Source organism: Azospirillum brasilense, assembly GCF_003349955.1.
Lineage (GTDB): Bacteria > Pseudomonadota > Alphaproteobacteria > Azospirillales > Azospirillaceae > Azospirillum > Azospirillum brasilense_B.
This window is the reverse complement of sequence record NZ_QLKQ01000017.1, coordinates 79,519-96,906: the sequence shown is the minus strand read 5'-3', so window position 1 is coordinate 96,906 and position 17,388 is coordinate 79,519. Positions and strand designations below refer to the sequence as shown.

Here is a 17,388-nt window from a genome sequence, read left to right as displayed (position 1 = left end):
CGCCAAGGCGCCGGCCCCCGTGAAGACCACGGAAACGGCCGAGCTTCAGGCCATGCTGTCGGCCCCGCCCCCACCGGCCGCGGCCCAGCGTCCGGCCGCCGTGGCGCGCCCGGCGCCGCAGCCCGCCAGGCCGGCGCCCAAGACGGCCTCCACCCCGCCCGCGTCCACTCCGCCCGCCACGGCGCCGTCCTCGGGCGTGCTGACCCCGCCGGCGCCCGCCGGCGTTCCGGACGGGCGCTACACCGTGCAGGTCGGATCCTTCCAGCAGGCCGACAACGCGGAGGGGCTGGTCCGCCGCCTGCGCGGTCTCGGCTTCAACGCCTACGCGCTGGACTGGACCGACGCCGAGCAACGGTCCTGGCACGTCGTCCGCGTCGGCGGCTATGCCGACACCGCCGCCGCCCGTCAGGCCGCCGCATCGCTGAAGGGCAAGGTCGAAGCGCAGCCCATCGTCGTCTCGACGCGCTGAGCGCAGGCAACGGCGCCGCCGCGACAAACTGTCGCCCCTCTCTATTCCGCTTCTTTCCTTTGCAAAAGCCCGTCCGCAATTTCGGTATTGCGGGCGGGCTTCGTCTTGATCTGTCCTTCTCCTTGCCGCTAACATGGGATTGAACAGGCACGCATATTAGAACAAGCGCAGCCGCAAGAAGCCGGCGCATCAGACCGGCGAACCGGAGGAAACCCTGGTATGAAGCCGACGATCCTGGTCGCCGACGATGAGCCCAGCATCGTCCTCTCCCTGCAGGTCCTGCTGCAGAAGGCGGGCTTTGCCGTGCGCATCGCCCGCAACGGCGAGGAAGCCCTTGAATCGGTTGCGGAAAGCACGCCCGACCTGATCCTGCTGGACGCCATGATGCCGCGGCGCGACGGGTTCGACGTCTGCCAGTCGCTGCGCGCCGACCCCGCCTACCAGTCGCTGCCCATCATCATGCTGACGGCCAAGAGCCGCGACGTGGAGCGGCAGAAGGGCATGGCGCTGGGCGCCACCGACTACATCACCAAGCCTTTCTCGACCCGCGACCTCGTCACCACCGTCCGCAAGTACCTGGACCCCGAAGCGAGCGCGGGCGGAAACGCGGAGCCTCAGCCATGAGCGCCCCGGCGACCACCGGAAGCGCCGGGACCGCCGCTCCGGCGATCAGCCCGGCGGAGCCGCGCCGGATCATCCCGCTGGCCTTCCGCGCCGCCGGCGTCGGCCTGCCCCTGCTGTCAGTCGGGGCCGCGGTCGGCTTCAGCGCGAACAACGACCCGAACGCCTTCGTCACCTATGCGGTCACCATGACCGCCGTCGTCACCGCCGCGGTCTGGGGCCTGTGGGGGCTGGTTGACCGGCGTCTGCTGCGCGCCTCGGAAACGCTGAGCCGCGAGGCCGGGCTGATCGCCCATGGAGCGGCGGACGGCAAGACCGGCGCGCGCATCCCGCTGGCCCGCTACGGCGACCTCGCCCCGGTGGCCAAGGCGGTCAACGAGCTGTCGGACAAGCTGGCCGCCGCCCGCCGCGACACCGCCCGCGCCGTCGCGGAGTCCACCGCCAAGGCGGAGGAGCAGAAGACGCGGCTGGCCGCCGTCCTGCGCGATCTGCACGAAGGCGTGCTGGTCTGCAACCTCAAGCACCAGATCCTGCTCTACAACCAGACGGCGCTGGACATCCTGCATCTGGCCGGCGACCTCGGGCTGGGCCGCTCCCTGCTGCATTTCGTGGTGGCGGAGCCGGTCATCCACACGCTGGAGCGGCTGACGCTCCGCGTGCGCGAGGGGCGGCACGTCAACCACGAGCATGGCACCACCGCCCAGTTCGTCGGCGCCACCACCGATGGGCACATCCTGCTGGCCGGGCGCATGAGCGCTATCCTGCAGGACCCGCCGGAGGGCTCGGACGAGCCGCCGACCATCACCGGCTATGTCATCACCCTGTCGGACGCCACCAGCGAGTTGGCCGCGCTCGGCCAGCGCGACGCCCTGCTGCGCGAGGCGACGGAGGGTTTCTGCGCGCCCATCGCCAATCTGCGCGCCGTGCTGGAGACGCTGGACGACACGCCGGAACTGGGTCCGGAGGAGCGCGCCGCCTTCCAGGCCGCGCTGATGGAGTCGTCCAACACCCTGTCGGAGCGGCTGGCCCGCGTCACCAACGAATACCGCAGCGTCGTCACCGGCTCCTGGCCGATGAGCGACATCCACTCCACCAACCTGATCAACCTGATCCGCCACCGGGTCGGGCCGGACGCCCAGTACGGCGTGACGCTGACCGGGCTGCCGCAGTGGGTGCACGGCGACAGCTACAGCCTCGTCATCCTGTTCGGCTATCTGATCGAGTACGTCTACGCGCTGACCGGGGTTCCCGCCTACGACCTGTCGGTGGAGCCGGGGGACAGCTGGGTCTATCTCGACATCACCTGGCGCGGCCCGTCGGTGCCCAGCGGCATCGTGGACAGTTGGCTCGACCACCCGCTGCCCGACGCGCTGGGCGGGCTGACCGTCGGGGACGTGCTCCAGCACCACAAGAGCACGATGTGGAGCGAGCCGGTGAAGGGGCCGGGGGCGGAGGGCGAGTTGCTGTCGCGCCTGCGCGTGCCGCTGCCGCCGGCGCTGAAGCCGCCCTCGGCCCACATCGCGGCGCGCGGCGGGGCGCGGCCGGAATTCTTCGACTTCAACCTGCTGCACCAGCCGCTGGCCACCAGCGAGCTTGGCCGCACCCCGCTCGACCAACTCCATTACGTGGTCTTCGACACCGAGACGACGGGCCTGTCACCCAGCACCGGCGACGAGATCATCCAGATCGCCGCCGTGCGCGTCGTCGGCGGGCGCATCCTGACCGGCGAGACCTTCAACACGCTGGTCAACCCGAAGCGGAGCATCCCGGCGGAATCGATCCCCTTCCACGGCATCACCGACGCCATGGTCACCGACAAGCCGACCATCGACAAGGTGCTGCCGCAGTTCCGCGGCTTCGTGTCGGGCGCGGTGCTGATCGCCCACAACGCCGCCTTCGACCTGAAATTCCTGAAGATGAAGGAACGGGTCTCGGGCGTGCGTTTCGACAGCCCGGTGCTCGACACCATGCTGCTGTCGCGGATGCTGCTCGGCGAGGGCGGCGACCACACGCTGGACGGCATCGCCGAGCGGCTGGGGATCGAGGTGGTGGACCGCCACACGGCGCTGGGCGACAGCCTCGTCACCGCCGCGGTCTTCCTGCGCATGGTCGAGATGCTCAAGGAACGCGACGTCCGCACGCTCGACGACGCCATCCGCGGCGCCAACATCATCGTCGAGCTGGCGGCGCGGGAGCGCGCCTTTTGACCAACGGGTCCGCCCCGCACCCCGCACCCCCTCCACCGCGCCGGGCGGGCGCCGACCGCCTGATCGCGCTGTTCCTGTTCGGCGTGGTCGCCTTCAACCCGCCGCTGCTGCGCGTCTTCGGCGCCGGGGACACGCTGTTCGGCCTGCCCCTGCTGTACGTGTACGCGTTGGGGGTGTGGGGCGGGGTGATCGCGCTGTCGGCGGTGCTTCTGGAACGCAGGGGGCGCTGACATGCCCTGGCCCGCGATCGTTGCCGCCAGCTTCGCCTACCTGCTCCTCCTCTTCGCCATCGCCTGGTGGGCGGACCGGCGGGCCGACGGCGGGCGCAGCGTCATCGCCTCGCCGTACGTGTACGCGCTCTCGCTGGCGGTCTACTGCACGACCTGGACCTTCTACGGCTCGGTCGGGCGTGCGGCGTCGCTGGGCATCGGCTTCCTGCCGATCTATCTCGGCCCGACCCTGCTGATGCTGCTGGGGCCGCTGGTCCTGCGCAAGATCCTGCGCATCGCCAAGGCGCAGCGCATCACCTCCATCGCCGACTTCATCGCATCGCGCTACGGGCGCAGCCAGGGGCTGGGCGGGCTGGTGGCGCTGACCGCGGTGATCGGGGTGACGCCCTACATCGCCCTGCAGCTCAAGGCGGTGGCGGTCAGCTTCGACGTGCTGTGGGGCACCGACCCGTCCGGCGCCACCGGCGGGCTGTCCCTGCCCGTCGTGCTGGACAACGCCTTCTACGTGGCGGTGGTCATGGCGGCCTTCGCCATCATCTTCGGCACGCGGCACATCGACGCGGCGGAGCATCACGAGGGCATGGTGGCGGCCATCGCCTTCGAATCGGTGGTCAAGCTGGTCGCATTCCTGGCGGTCGGCGCCGCGGTGGTCTGGGGGCTCCACGACGGCCCGACCGAGCTGTTCGCCACGGCCGCCGAGCATCCGGCGATCCGCGACCTGTTCACCTCCGCCCCGGCGCTGGCCGACGGCTCGTGGCTGACCATGACGCTGCTGTCGATGGCGGCGGTGCTCTGCCTGCCCCGCCAGTTCCAGGTGACGGTGATCGAGAATGTGGACGAGCGGCACCTGACCCGCGCCCTGTGGCTGTTCCCGCTCTACATGCTGCTGATCAACCTGTTCGTCCTGCCGGTGGCGGTGGCGGGGCTGATCCGCTTCCCGGAACAGGCGGTGGACCCGGACATGTTCGTGGTGGCGCTGCCGCTGGCCGCCGGGAGCGAGTGGCTGGCGCTTCTGGCCTTCATCGGCGGGTTGTCGGCGGCCACCGGCATGATCGTGGTCGAGGCCATCGCGCTGTCCACCATGGTGTGCAACGACATCGTGATGCCGCTTCTGCTGCGCGCCCGCAGCGCCCGGCTGGAGCGGCTGCACGACCTGTCGCCGCTGCTGCTGACCATCCGGCGCGCCGCCATCGTAGCGATCCTGCTGCTCGGCTACCTGTATTTCCGCATCGCCGGCTCGGCCTACGCGCTGAGCGCCATCGGCCTGATCTCCTTCACGGCGGTGGCGCAGTTCGCCCCGGCGCTGATCGGCGGCGTCTACTGGGCGGGGGCGACCCGGCGCGGCGCGCTGGCCGGCCTCGGCGCCGGCATCCTGACCTGGGCCTACACGCTGCTGCTGCCCAGCTTCGCGCGCTCCGGCTGGCTGCCCGCCTCCTTCATCGACCAGGGGCCATGGGGCGTCGCCCTGCTGCGGCCCTACGCCCTGTTCGGGCTGGACGGCATGGACCCGCTGACCCACGCCCTGTTCTGGAGCATGCTGCTCAACATCGGGCTCTACGTCGTGGTCTCCCTGCTCGACCGGCCCGGCCTGGGCGAGCGGGCGCAGGCCACCGCCTTCGTCGAGGTGTTCCAGCACCGCGACACCCCCCTGCCCGCGGGCGCGTGGCGCGGCACCGCCACGGTCGGCGACCTGCAACGGATCGTCGCGCGCTTCCTCGGTCCGCAGCGGGCGGAGGCGGCCTTCGCCCAGCATATCCGCCGCCATGGCCCGCAGGAGCCGGACCGCCGGGCCGGGGCGGAGCTGGTGCGCTTCGCCGAGCGGCTGCTCGCCGGGGCGATCGGCGCCGCCTCAGCGCGGGTGGCGCTGGCCTCCGCGGTGGAGGGCGGCGAGGTCAGCTACCCCGAGCTGATGCGGATGCTCGACGAGACCAGCCACGTCATCGAATACAGCCGCCAACTCGAACACAGGACGGCGGAGCTGCAGCGCGCCTCGGCCGCGCTGCGCGCCGCCAACGAACGGCTGACGGAGCTGGACCGGCTGAAGGACGAGTTCCTGTCCACCGTGACGCACGAGCTGCGCACGCCCCTGACCTCCATCCGCGCCCTGACCGAGGTGCTGCACGACAATCCCGACATCGAGTTGGAGCAGCGGCAGGAGTTCCTCGGCCTCGTCATCACCGAGAGCGAGCGGCTGACCCGCCTCATCAACCAGGTCCTCGACATGGCCAAGATCGAGGCCGGGGAGATCGACTGGCAGGTCCGCCCGATGGACCTCGGCGCCGCGCTGGAGCAAGCGGCGGCGGCCACCGCCCGGCTGTTCCACGAGCGCGGCATCGCGCTGGCGGTCACCATCCCGCACGGCCTGCCGCCGGTGCGCGGCGACCATGACCGGCTGGTCCAGGTGGCGGTGAACCTGCTGTCCAACGCCGCGAAATTCACCCCGGCGGGCGGCCGGGCCGCGCTGTCCGTCGCGGTGGAGGACGACCATCTGCGCGTGTCCGTCACCGACAGCGGCCCCGGCATCGCCGCGGAGCATCAGGCCATCGTCTTCGACCGCTTCCGGCAGGTCGGCGACACGATGACCGACAAGCCGCAGGGCACCGGGCTGGGGCTGGCCATCAGCAAGCGCATCGTCGAGCATCTCGGCGGCCGCATCCGGGTCGACAGCGCCCCCGGCAAGGGCGCCACCTTCGCCTTCACCGTTCCTTTGGCGACAGCGGCAACAGAGGGAACGGCCGTGTCACAAAACGATCAAACCGCGAAAGAACCGGACCGCACAGCCGGAACGCGCTCCGGTTGACACAGGTCAGTCCAGTTGCCTTAACGAATCCTTATACGTGTTTCAGGCAGGTTTTTTACCAAATGCCGGACATGAACAGTCTCCCGGACGGGGCGTTGCCCGGTCGGGTTGCAAGGAGACGGGCGGTGACTTTGATCAAGTGGAGCGACGAAGGTGGGACGGTGCGGCTGGGCCTGCCCAGCGACCTCGACCTCGCCATGGCGCAGCCCCTGCTGGACAGCCTGCGCGCCGGCTTCGCCGCGTCCCGGACCATCATCGCCGAGGCCGCGGCCGTGGAGCGGGTCAGCACCGCCTGCGTCCAGGCGCTCCTGGTCGCCTCCCGGCACGCCGCCGAACAGAACCGTACGTTCGCCATCGCCCAGCCGTCCGAGGTCCTGGCGGAAGCCTGCGAGGATCTGGGGCTGGACGGCTGGTTGAAGCAATGGAGCCAAGCGTGAAGAAGAAGGTACTCACCGTCGACGATTCGCGGACCATGCGGGACATGGTCTCCTTCACGCTGAAGGGCGCCGGCTACGACGTGGTCGAGGCCGCCGACGGCCAGCAGGCGCTGGGCGTCATCGGCGCCAACAAGGTGGACCTCGTCATCACCGACCTGAACATGCCGGTGATGGACGGGCTGACCCTGATCCGCCGCCTGCGCGCCACCCCGGCGCACCGCACGCTGCCCATCCTGATGCTGACCACCGAGGCCGACGAGAAGAAGAAGTCCGAAGGCCGGGCGGTGGGGGCGACCGGCTGGATCGTGAAGCCCTTCAACCCGGAAAAGCTGATCTCCGTCGTTCAGAAGGTCTGCGGCTGACGCCGCGTCCTGGCTTGTGAGGGGGCGCCCGTGGAAGACCTGAGCCGGTTCAAGCAAACCTATTTCGACGAAAGCGCGGAGCTGCTGGAGGTCGCCGAATCCGGCCTGCTGCGGCTGACGCCGGGCGAGGTCGATTCCGACGAGGTCAACGCCATCTTCCGCGCCGTCCATTCGATCAAGGGCGGCGGCGGCGCCTTCGGCTTCACCGACCTCGTCGCCTTCGCGCACGAGTTCGAGACGGTGATGGACGGGGTGCGCAACAACACCATCCCCGTCACGACCGAGTTGGTGGACACGCTGATCCGCGCCAACGACCTGCTGGGCCAGATGCTGGCCTACGCGCGCGAGGGCGATTCCGCTCCGGCGGGGACCACCGACGGCACCGTGGCCGCCCTGCGCCGCCACCTGTCGGGCGGTGCTCAGCCGGCCCAGGCTCCGGCGGCCGCTCCAGCCGCACCGGCACCCGCGCCCGTTCCTGCCGCTGTCTACGCCGACGACGAGGACGACGAGGCCGGGCTGTTCGGCGACGCCATGGCCGCCATCGCCGCCGCCCGCGCGGAGGAGGACCCGGTTCCCCCCGGCAAGCTGCGCTGGACCATCGTCTTCCGGCCGCGGTCCGACCTGCTGATGTCGGGCAACGAGCCGGCCTTCATGCTGCGCGCACTGCGCCGGCTGGGCGACGCCACCGTCGAATGCCACACCGACGCCCTGCCCACCCTCCAGAACCTGGAGGCGGAGCTTCTCCACCTCTCCTGGACGGTCACGCTGATCGCCGACGCGGACGTCGATCTGGACAAGATCAACGACGTCTTCGAGTTCGTCGCCGACGACTGCGACATCCGCATCACCGCGGAGGCCCCGCCGCCCGCCGCCGAAGCACCGCCCCCCGTCACCGATCCGGTGCCCGTCGCGACGGCCGCCCCGCCGGCGGTGGTCGCCGCGACCCCCGAAGCGCCAAAAGCCGAGCCCCCGAAGGCCGAGGCTGCCCGTCCGCGCCCCAACGGCGGCGGCGCGGAGCACGCCGGGCTGACCAGCCACACCATCCGCGTCGATCTCGACAAGATCGACCGGCTGGTCAACATGGTCGGCGAGATGGTCATCACCCAGGCGATGATCGCCGAGCATGTGCGCGAGCTGCCCCCCGGCGAGTTCCAGGAGCTTCTGGAAGGGCTGGAGCAGCTGGCCCAGCACACCCGCGAGCTGCGCGAAAGCGTGATGTCGATCCGCGCCCAGCCGGTGTCGAGCGTCTTCTCCCGCATGCCGCGGCTGGTCCGCGAGTGCGCCGCCACCACCGGCAAGGAGGTCCAGCTCGTCACCAGCGGCGAGACGACCGAGGTGGACAAGACGGTGGTGGAGAACCTCGTCGATCCGCTGACCCATATGATCCGCAACTCCATCGACCACGGGCTGGAAGGCCCGGAGGAGCGGGAGCGCGTCGGCAAGCCGCGCGCCGGCACCGTGCATCTGTCGGCGCAGCACCGCTCGGGCCGCATCGTCATCGAGATCACCGACGACGGGCGCGGCATCAACCGGCCCAAGGTGCTGTCCAAGGCCATCGAGAAGGGGCTCGTTCCGCCGGGTGCCACCCTGTCGGACGAGGACATCGACAACCTGATCTTCCTGCCCGGCTTCTCCACCGTCGACCAGGTGTCCAACCTGTCGGGACGCGGCGTCGGCATGGACGTGGTGCGGCGGAACATCACCTCGCTCGGCGGGCGCATCGGCGTCTATTCGACGCCGGGCGAGGGCTCGCGCTTCGTGCTGTCGCTGCCGCTGACCCTGGCCGTGCTCGACGGCATGGTCATCTCGGTCGGCGAGGAGCGCTTCGTCCTGCCGCTGACCAACATCGTGGAGAGCCTGCGCCCCAAGGCGGCGGACCTGCACGGGCTGGTCGGCAAGTGCGACGTGATGATGGCCCGCGGCGAGTATGTGCGGCTGGTCTACCTGCACCAGCTGTTCGGCATCCCCGGCGCCGTCGCCGACCCCACCGGCGCGCTGGTCGTGCTGGTGGAGACGGAGGACGGCTCCCGCCTCGGCCTCGTCGTGGACGAGGTGCTGGGCCAGCAGCAGGTCGTCATCAAGAGCCTGGAAGCGAACTTCCGCCGCCTCGACGGCGTGGCCGCCGCGACCATCCTGGGCGACGGGCGCGTTGCCCTGATCCTGGACGTCGCCGGCCTGCGCGAGATGAGCCGGCACATGGATTCCAGGGCGCCGCGTCCGCCGGTGGCCGCGCTGCCCGCACCCGCACTCGAACCGGTCTGAGGCCACAGCGATGAGCAGTTCCACCGCGCTCGCCACCGTCGGCGGTACCCGCACCGACGCGCGAAACGACGTCATGGCGGTCAACGCCGCCGAGGAGCAGTACGTCACCTTCACCGTCGGCAGCGAGGAGTACGGCGTCAACATCCTGTCGGTCCGCGAGATCCGCGGCTGGACGCCGGAAAGCCGCCTGCCGAACCTGCCGGACTATGTGCGCGGCGTCATCAATCTGCGCGGCATCATCATCCCCATCTTCGACCTGCGCGCCCGCTTCGGCGGTGGCGCCACGTCGGTCACCAAGCGCCACGTCGTGGTGGTGATCCAGGTGGGGGAACGCACCCGCGGCATCCTGGTCGACGCCATCTCCGACATCCTGGCGATCGGCCACGACGCCATCAAGCCGCCACCCGACGTGGACGGCGGCATGGTCGACGCCGAGTATCTCAGCGGCCTCTACACCGCCGACGACCGCATGGTCACTCTGCTGAGCGTCGAGAAGCTGTTCTCGGTGGAGAACAGCGAGCTGGACTCGGCGACCAAGGCCTTGCCGGCGCTGGAGCGGGCGTCCTGATTGGATAGCCCTTTCCCCTCCGCTCACGCGCAAACTTCGTTTGCGCTGACGCGACAGGCGGACCTTCGGTCCGCCGAAAGCGGGGAGAGGGTGGCCCGAAGGGCCGGTGAGGGGGTCGCGCTTGTGCCGGACGTGGCGCCACGCACACCCCCCTCACCCTAACCCTCTCCCCAGAGGGGAGAGGGGACATCAAAAGCAGCGACACGGTGGGTGCGTCATGTCGCGGCTTTTCACACGGGTTTGTTTCAAATAAGGGCTAACGCCGGGACGACGCGGCGGGCAAGGGGGATGGCATGGCGAAAGGGGTCGGTTCGTTCGTTGGGTCGATGGGCATCTCGAAGCGGCTGTGGCTGGCCTTCGCGCTCCTGCTCGCCCTGCTGGCCGCCCAGGTCGCCGCCAGCCTGCTGAGCATCCGCAGCCTGAACGGCAGCGTCGACGCGGTGCTCACCGGCGGCGAACTCGCCACCTTCGCCAAGGACCTCTCGGCCCGCCTCGCCAACCAGCGCATCCACGGGCGCGACTATCTGGTCTCCGGCGACCCCGCCGCGCTCAACCGCCAGCGCGCGTTGCGCACCGAGTTCGATCAGGCGCTCGCCGCCCACGAGGGCGCCATTCAGCGCTCCAGCCAGGCGGCGGCCTTCGCCGAGCTGGCGCGGCTGCACAGCGAGTACCACACCCAGTTCGAGGCGATCCGCGTCGTCCGCGACCGCTACGACGCGGCCATCCGCCAGACCATGGACCCGCTGGGCACCCAGATCACCGAGACGCTGGAGCGCGTCGTCGAGGGCGCCCAGGCAACCGGCGACAAGGACGCCGCCCTGGTCGGCGAGGAGATGGAGAAGCACTGGGTGCTGAGCCGCCTCTTCGCCAACCGCGCGCTCGGCATGCGCGACGCGGCCGCCGCGGCGCCGATGGAAAAGAACCTGGACGAGATGCTGGAGCATGTGCGCGAGGCGCAGGCCCTGCTGACCGAACCCCGCGTGGCGGCGCTGCTGCGCGAAGTGGCGGAACGGGCGCCGGGCTACCGCGCCGCCTTCCGCGACGCCGTCGCCGCCGACAAGGAGATCGACCGCCTGCGCGCCGAGATCGTCGCCAAGATCGTCACCGCCCTGACCGCGACGCTCGACTCCATCGCCACCGCCATCCACGCCGAGCAGAAGGGAATCGAGGCCCGCGCCGAGACCGAGGTGGAGAACAGCGTCCTGCTGGCCCTGGTGCTGGGCGGCCTGTCGCTGCTGCTGGGAATCGGCGCCGCGCAGGTCATCGCCCGCTCGATCACCGGCCCGGTCCAGGGCATCCGCAAGGTGATGACCGACCTCAGCGACGGCCATCTGTCGGTCACCGTCCCCCACACCGACGGGCGCGACGAGCTGGGCGCGATGGCCCGCGCCGTCGCCGCCTTCAAGGAGGACGCGGTGACCGCCGTGCGGGCGGGGATCGCGCTCGACCGCGTGTCGTCCTGCATCATGACGGTGGGCGAGGACGGGACCGTCACCTACTGCAACGCCGCCGCGCTCGCGATGTTCAAGGCCGCCGAGAGCGACCTGCGCAAGGCCCTGCCCGCCTTCGACGCCGCCGGGCTGATCGGACAGACCCTCGACGCGCTGGACACCGAGGCCCCGCGCCTGCGCAACAGCCTGACCGGCCTCGCCAGCCCCCACAAGGGCATGATCAAGGCGGGCCGCCGCAGCTTCGAGATCACCGCCAGCCCGGTCGCCGGGCGCCACGGCGAGAAGCTGGGCCTCGTCGTCGAATGGCGCGACCTGACCGCCGAGCTGTCCATCGAGGCGGAGATCGCCGGCATGGTCGACAGCGCCGTGCGCGGCGACTTTGCGCAGCGGATCGCGCTCGACGGCAAGACCGGCTTCTTCCGGCTGGTCAGCGAGGGCATGAACCGGCTGGCCGCCAACGTCTCCGGCGTGACCGAGGATCTGGCCGCCATGCTGGAGTCGCTGTCGCAGGGCGACCTGTCGCGGCGCATCGACAAGCCGTACGAGGGCGTGTTCCTGCGCCTGAAGGACGATTTCAACGGCACGGCGGAAAAGCTGTCGGAAATCGTCCGCCGCATCAACGGCGCCGCCGAATCCATCGCCGCGGCCAGCCGCGAGATCGCCGACGGCAGTCTCGACCTGTCCGAGCGGACGGAGCAGCAGGCGTCGTCCCTCGAGGAGACGGCGGCGAGCATGGAGGAGTTGGCGGCCACCGTCCGCTCCAACGCCGACAACGCCCAGCAGGTCAACAGCTTCGCCAACGACGCCCGCCGCGCCGCCGAGAAGGGTGGTCAGGTCGCCGCCAGCGCCGTCGAGGCGATGCGCGGGATCGAGCGCTCGTCGCAGAAGATTTCCGACATCATCGGGGTGATCGACGAGATCGCTTTCCAGACCAACCTGCTGGCGCTGAACGCGGCGGTCGAGGCGGCGCGGGCCGGCGACGCCGGGCGCGGCTTCGCCGTGGTGGCCCAGGAGGTGCGCAACCTCGCCCAGCGCTCCGCCCAGGCGTCCAAGGAGATCAAGACGCTGATCCTCGACAGCGGGGCGCAGGTCAAGGACGGGGTGGAGCTGGTCCGCTCCGCCGGCTCCTCGCTGACCGACATCGTGGCGGGCATCGCGCGGGTCGCCGACCTCGTGTCGGAGATCGCCCGCGCCACCGCCGAACAGGCGTCCGGCCTGGACGAGGTCAACACCGCCGTCGCCCAGATGGACGAGATGACCCAGAAGAACGCGGCGCTGGTCGAGGAAAGCACCGCCGCCGCCCGCTCGCTGGAGGAGCAGGCCGGTCAGCTGCGCCAGCAGATGGCCTTCTTCTCGCTGGATGCCGGCCACGCCCGCGGCGGATCTGAGCTGGCCCGCCACATCCAGCTCATCGAGAACACCAAGATCGACCATGTGACCTTCCGCGACACCGTGCTGAAGACCGTCCAGGGCCACGGCGAGGCCACCGCGGACCGGCTGGCCGACCATCACGGCTGCCGCCTGGGCAAATGGTACGACACGGTGAGCGACGCCGCCGTGCGCTCCTGCCCGTCCTTCGACCGGATCGCCGAGCCGCACGCCCGCTTCCACGAGGCCGGCAAGCGCGCCCTGCGCGCCCATGAGCAGGGAGACGACGCCGCCGAGGCGCAGGCCCTGGCCGATCTCGACCGGCTGTCGGGCATCGTGCTCGGCCTGCTGGACAAGCTGGCCGGCGAAGCGCGGGCCCAGGCCCGTGGGCGGGCGGCATGACCACAAGCCCCAGCCCTTCCCCGGCCCTGGCCTCGGACGCGGCCGACCGCGGCGCCATCCCCCCGGCGACGTCGGGCCGGCGGGAGTTCCCGTTCGAGCGGCGGCACTTCGACTTCATCGCCCGCATGCTCTACCAGCTCGCCGGGATCGCGCTGGCCCCGCACAAGATCGAGATGGTCTATTCTCGCCTCGCCCGGCGGCTGCGCGACCTGCGCCTGCCGGACTTCGACACCTACTGCGCCCTGCTGGAGAGCGAGGAGGGGGCGAACGAGGTCGGCTTCCTGGTCAACGCCCTGACCACCAACCTGACCAGCTTCTTCCGCGAATCGCACCATTTCGACTTCCTGGCGAAGACGGCGGTGCCGGAAATGCGCGCCCGCCACGCCGGGGAATCCTCCCATCCACGGCTGCGCATCTGGTCGGCGGGCTGCTCCTCCGGGCAGGAGCCCTACACCATCGCCATGGTCCTGGCCTCCAGCTTCGGGCCGGAGCTGCGGCGCTGGGACGCGAAGATCCTGGCGACCGACATCGACACCCACATGGTCGACACCGCCCGGCGCGGCGTCTATCCCGCCGAACTGGCGAACAGCATCCCGGCCCCCCTGCGCGACCGCTTCACCCGGCGCCAGCGCGAGGGCGGCGAGCCGATGGTGGCGATGGAAGAGGAGCTGAAGCGGCTGATCACCTTCAAGCCGCTGAACCTGCTGGAGCACTGGCCCATGAAGGGGCCGTTCGACGCGATCTTCTGCCGCAACGTGCTGATCTATTTCGACCGCGTCGGGCGGACCCAGGTCATCGGCAACTTCGCCCGCCTGCTGGAGCCCGGCGGCTATCTGTTCCTCGGCCACTCGGAGAGCCTCTACGGCGTGTCGGACCGCTTCCGCCAGACCGGCCCCACCATCTACCGGAGGCTGTGACGCATGACCGCATTCGCAAGCCGCCGTGCGGCGGAGGCCCGGCAGACCGGCGGCTACTTCCACCCGCAGTTCCGCGCCCACACGATGAAGGTCTTCCTCGGCCACCATCTGGTCAGCGACCGCTCGGATGTGATGATGGTGACGACGCTGGGCTCCTGTGTGGCCGCCTGCGTCCACGACCCGGCGACGGCGATCGGCGGCATGAACCATTTCCTGCTGCCCGAGGTGCCGGAGTCCGAGGACGCCGGCACCGGGGCGGCGGCACGCTACGGCTCGGTCGCCATGGAGCGGCTGATCAACGACCTGCTGGCGCGCGGCGCCCAGCGCGGGCGGCTTGAGGTCAAGCTGTTCGGCGGCGCCCGCGTCATCGATTCCAGCTTCGACGTCGGCCAGCGCAACGCCGCCTTCGCGCTCGACTACGTGCGGCGGGAGGGGCTGAAGCTGATGGGCCAGGACCTGGGCGGCGCGTCGGCCCGGCGCATCCACTATTTTCCCCACACCGGCAAGGCCATGCGCAAGATGCTGCGGCCGGAGGCCCTGTCGGAGACGGCGAACCAGGAACTGCATTTCCGCTCCAGCCTGCGGCACCAGCCGATCGAGGGCGACGTGGAACTGTTCGGGGAGGACTGAGCCATGACACGCTCCATCCGCGTCGTGATCGTGGACGACAGCAGCCTGATGCGGGAGATGCTGAAGGCCGTCATCTCGGACGAGCCCGGCATCGAGGTCGTCGGCGTCGCCCGCGACCCCTACGAAGCGCGGGACGTCATCAAGCGGACCAACCCGGACGTCGTCACGCTGGACGTCGAGATGCCGCGGATGGACGGGCTGTCCTTCCTGGAGAAGATCATGACGCTGCGCCCGACGCCGGTCGTCATGGTCTCCTCCCTGACCCAGGAGGGGTCGGAGGCGACGATCCGCGCGCTGGAGATCGGCGCGGTGGACTGCGTGGCCAAGCCCGACGGCTCGGAGGGCCACGGCTTCGAGGCGATGGCCCACGAGCTGGTCGGCAAGATCCGCATCGCCGCCACCGCCCGCCTGTCAATGCGGCGGCCCAAGCCCGCGACCTCGCCCCTCCAGACGCCGCGCCGCGCCGGGTCGGGCACCCGCTTCATCGCCATCGGCGCCTCGACCGGCGGGGTGGAGCGCATCCGCGACGTGCTGGCGGTCATGCCCGCCGACTGCCCGCCCATCGTCATCACCCAGCATATGGGACCCAGCTACGTCCCCAGCTTCGCCGCCCGGCTCGACCGCATCTCGCCGCCCTCGGTGGAGGTCGCCACCCAGGGCGCCCGGCTGGTCCAGGGCAAGGTCTACATCGCCCCCGGCGACCGGCATCTGGTCATCATCCGCGACGCCCAGGGCTATTCCTGCCACATCCAGGACGGGCCGGCGGTCAGCGGCCACCGCCCGTCGGTGGACGTGCTGTTCTCGTCCGTCGCCAAGGCGGCGGGGGCGAACGCGGTGGGGGTGATCCTGTCCGGCATGGGCCGCGACGGAGCGTCGGGCATGCTGGCGATGCGCGACGCGGGGGCCTATACCATCGGCGAACAGGAATCGAGCTGCGTCGTCTACGGCATGCCGCGCGCCGCCCGGGACGCCGGGGCGGTCGCCGTCGAACTGCCGCTGGCGCAGATACCGGCCGAGATGCTGCGCGCGTTCGACGCCATCGGCGAACACCGCACGCGCGCGAACTGAGGAGCAGCACCATGTCTTTCTACGGCCGCGCGCCCCGCCTGGAAGCCGGACCGGAACCGGAGAAGCCGGACCTTCCCGACGATGGCGCTCCCGTGCACAGCCTGCCCGAGATCGGCGCGAAGATTCCGGTGACCGGCGAGCTTCTGGCGACCTGGATGGGCTACGCCGACATCCAGCGCCGCACGCTGGAGGCGGTGCAGAACGAGCTGACCCGCACCTCCTCGACGGTCGAGGACGCCACGCTGGACCTCTCCCACCGCTTCCGCGAGCTGGCCGAGAAGGCCATGCAGCAGTCGGAGCGGGTGGAGCAGATCGTCGGCATGGCCGGCTCCATCTCCATCGACGGGGAGCGGGTGCCGATGGACCAGCTGGTCACCGGCATGCAGCAGATGATCGCGGACATGATCTCCAACATCGTCATGCTGTCCCGCCACGCCATGAGCATGGTCTATCTGCTCGACGACGTGCAGAAGGACGTGGCGGAGCTGGAGAAGTCGATCGGCGACATCGACGCCATCAACCGCCAGACCAACTTCCTGGCGCTGAACGCCACCATCGAGGCGAGCCGCGCCGGCGAGGCCGGACGCACCTTCGCCGTGGTCGCCCAGGAGGTGCGCCACCTCTCCCGCAACACCGGGGCGCTGGCCGACCGCATGCGCTCCAAGGTCACCGCGGTGGTCAAGGGCGTGCGCAACGGCCACGACATCCTGCGCCAGATCGCCGACACCGACATGTCCCCCCAGATGCTCGCCAAGGAGCGGGTGGACAAGACCATGGACAGCCTGGTCGACCAGACCAACCACTTCCAGGCGGTGCTGGAAACCGCGGCGAACGTGTCGTCGGACATGTCGTCCACCATCAGCCGCATGGTCACCGGAATGCAGTTCCAGGACCTGACCAAGCAGCGGCTGGAGGCCATCAACGACAGCCTCGCCATCATGGCGGAAGGGCTGAACGAGCTGGAAAACCGCACCCGCGTCGAAATGCCCGCTTCCTTGGGGCCGCAGGTTCCGCAGGAATGGCTCGACGAGCTGCTGGGCCGCTTCAAGCTGAGCGAGATGCGCCAGCGCTTCGTGCGCCGTCTGCTGCTGGAGGGGACGGCCCTGGACGAGCATGGCGTCCTTGACGTCGATGCCGGCCAGGACGACAGTTCCGGCGGCGACATCGAACTTTTCTGAGGCCGAGGGATTCTCTGGAATCCCCGGCCTGTCTTGCTCCATTCTGGCGTGGTCCGCAAAGGCCACCCGCCCCAATGCCCCTTCAGGAACACCCTTCAGGAACACCGGACCGATGGACTACGGAATTGAGGACAAGGAGCAGGAGACCCTGGTTCGGTTGCGCGGTCGTCTGACCTTCAACGACCACGCCAAGCTGCGCGCCCTGATCCGGGAGATGCTGCAGAACAAGGCCAGACGTCAGGTGCTCGACCTCTCCACGCTGGAATTCGTCGATTCGGCGGGAATCGGCATGCTTCTGATCGCGCGGGAGGAAATGGCGAACGCGGACAAGCAGCTCGTCCTGCGCTCCGCCGCCGGGCAGGTCAAGCGCGTGCTGACCGTGGCCCAGCTCAACAAGATCGTGACGATCGAGGACTGA

At 70.1% G+C, this 17,388-nt stretch carries 15 protein-coding genes; all 15 read left to right on the top strand.

Features of this window, described 5'->3' with window-relative positions:
- Positions 1-469 (top strand): SPOR domain-containing protein (locus tag DXK32_RS10330; protein ID WP_205215689.1); only part of this gene is annotated, 469 nt, incomplete at its 5' end.
- A gap of 219 nt (positions 470-688) precedes the next feature.
- Positions 689-1,093 (top strand): response regulator transcription factor, encoded by a 405-nt coding sequence (locus DXK32_RS10325; RefSeq protein ID WP_114858424.1) that lies wholly within the window; start codon positions 689-691, stop codon positions 1,091-1,093.
- Entirely contained in the window at positions 1,090-3,297 is a 2,208-nt protein-coding gene (locus DXK32_RS10320) for a 3'-5' exonuclease (RefSeq protein WP_114858423.1), read from the top strand. Before DXK32_RS10325 ends, DXK32_RS10320 begins: the two co-directional genes overlap by 4 nt.
- Positions 3,294-3,527 (top strand): hypothetical protein, encoded by a 234-nt coding sequence (locus DXK32_RS10315; RefSeq protein ID WP_114858422.1) that lies wholly within the window; start codon positions 3,294-3,296, stop codon positions 3,525-3,527. Before DXK32_RS10320 ends, DXK32_RS10315 begins: the two co-directional genes overlap by 4 nt.
- Position 3,528: 1 nt before the next feature.
- Complete coding sequence (locus DXK32_RS10310; RefSeq protein WP_114858421.1) at positions 3,529-6,327, top strand: sensor histidine kinase; 2,799 nt, start codon at positions 3,529-3,531, stop codon at positions 6,325-6,327.
- Positions 6,328-6,452: 125 nt separating this feature from the next.
- On the top strand, positions 6,453-6,764 hold the full coding sequence (locus tag DXK32_RS10305; RefSeq protein WP_114858420.1) for an STAS domain-containing protein: 312 nt from the start codon (positions 6,453-6,455) through the stop codon (positions 6,762-6,764).
- Positions 6,749-7,126, top strand: a complete 378-nt coding sequence (locus DXK32_RS10300) for a response regulator (protein WP_014241666.1) — start codon at positions 6,749-6,751, stop codon at positions 7,124-7,126. The genes DXK32_RS10305 and DXK32_RS10300 overlap by 16 nt, the downstream gene beginning before the upstream one ends.
- Positions 7,127-7,156: 30 nt before the next feature.
- On the top strand, positions 7,157-9,388 hold the full coding sequence (locus DXK32_RS10295; protein ID WP_114858419.1) for a chemotaxis protein CheA: 2,232 nt from the start codon (positions 7,157-7,159) through the stop codon (positions 9,386-9,388).
- A 10-nt stretch (positions 9,389-9,398) separates the two neighbouring features.
- Positions 9,399-9,956 carry a chemotaxis protein CheW gene (locus tag DXK32_RS10290; protein ID WP_109072098.1) on the top strand — a complete coding sequence of 186 codons (558 nt, stop codon included), beginning with the start codon at positions 9,399-9,401 and terminating at the stop codon, positions 9,954-9,956.
- 293 nt (positions 9,957-10,249) lie between these two features.
- Complete coding sequence (locus tag DXK32_RS33440) at positions 10,250-13,177, top strand: methyl-accepting chemotaxis protein (RefSeq protein ID WP_114858418.1); 2,928 nt, start codon at positions 10,250-10,252, stop codon at positions 13,175-13,177.
- Entirely contained in the window at positions 13,174-14,094 is a 921-nt protein-coding gene (locus DXK32_RS10280; protein WP_114858417.1) for a CheR family methyltransferase, read from the top strand. Before DXK32_RS33440 ends, DXK32_RS10280 begins: the two co-directional genes overlap by 4 nt.
- A gap of 3 nt (positions 14,095-14,097) precedes the next feature.
- Positions 14,098-14,724 (top strand): chemotaxis protein, encoded by a 627-nt coding sequence (locus DXK32_RS10275; RefSeq protein WP_014241672.1) that lies wholly within the window; start codon positions 14,098-14,100, stop codon positions 14,722-14,724.
- A 3-nt stretch (positions 14,725-14,727) separates the two neighbouring features.
- On the top strand, positions 14,728-15,792 hold the full coding sequence (locus tag DXK32_RS10270; RefSeq protein ID WP_114858416.1) for a protein-glutamate methylesterase/protein-glutamine glutaminase: 1,065 nt from the start codon (positions 14,728-14,730) through the stop codon (positions 15,790-15,792).
- Between the two features lie 11 nt (positions 15,793-15,803).
- On the top strand, positions 15,804-16,970 hold the full coding sequence (locus DXK32_RS10265) for a methyl-accepting chemotaxis protein (protein ID WP_114858415.1): 1,167 nt from the start codon (positions 15,804-15,806) through the stop codon (positions 16,968-16,970).
- Between the two features lie 112 nt (positions 16,971-17,082).
- On the top strand, positions 17,083-17,388 hold the full coding sequence (locus DXK32_RS10260; RefSeq protein WP_114858414.1) for an STAS domain-containing protein: 306 nt from the start codon (positions 17,083-17,085) through the stop codon (positions 17,386-17,388).

Excerpts from the sequence above, each read along its gene's own strand:
- DXK32_RS10275 (WP_014241672.1), top strand. The coding sequence starts at position 14,098 with ATGACCGCATTCGCAAGCCGCCGTGCGGCGGAGGCCCGGCAGACCGGC.
- DXK32_RS10325 (WP_114858424.1), top strand. The coding sequence starts at position 689 with ATGAAGCCGACGATCCTGGTCGCCGACGATGAGCCCAGCATCGTCCTC.
- DXK32_RS10265 (WP_114858415.1), top strand. The coding sequence starts at position 15,804 with ATGTCTTTCTACGGCCGCGCGCCCCGCCTGGAAGCCGGACCGGAACCG.
- DXK32_RS10270 (WP_114858416.1), top strand. The coding sequence starts at position 14,728 with ATGACACGCTCCATCCGCGTCGTGATCGTGGACGACAGCAGCCTGATG.
- DXK32_RS10320 (WP_114858423.1), top strand. The coding sequence starts at position 1,090 with ATGAGCGCCCCGGCGACCACCGGAAGCGCCGGGACCGCCGCTCCGGCG.
- DXK32_RS33440 (WP_114858418.1), top strand. The coding sequence starts at position 10,250 with ATGGCGAAAGGGGTCGGTTCGTTCGTTGGGTCGATGGGCATCTCGAAG.
- DXK32_RS10290 (WP_109072098.1), top strand. The coding sequence starts at position 9,399 with ATGAGCAGTTCCACCGCGCTCGCCACCGTCGGCGGTACCCGCACCGAC.
- DXK32_RS10260 (WP_114858414.1), top strand. The coding sequence starts at position 17,083 with ATGGACTACGGAATTGAGGACAAGGAGCAGGAGACCCTGGTTCGGTTG.
- DXK32_RS10310 (WP_114858421.1), top strand. The coding sequence starts at position 3,529 with ATGCCCTGGCCCGCGATCGTTGCCGCCAGCTTCGCCTACCTGCTCCTC.
- DXK32_RS10300 (WP_014241666.1), top strand. The coding sequence starts at position 6,749 with ATGGAGCCAAGCGTGAAGAAGAAGGTACTCACCGTCGACGATTCGCGG.
- DXK32_RS10280 (WP_114858417.1), top strand. The coding sequence starts at position 13,174 with ATGACCACAAGCCCCAGCCCTTCCCCGGCCCTGGCCTCGGACGCGGCC.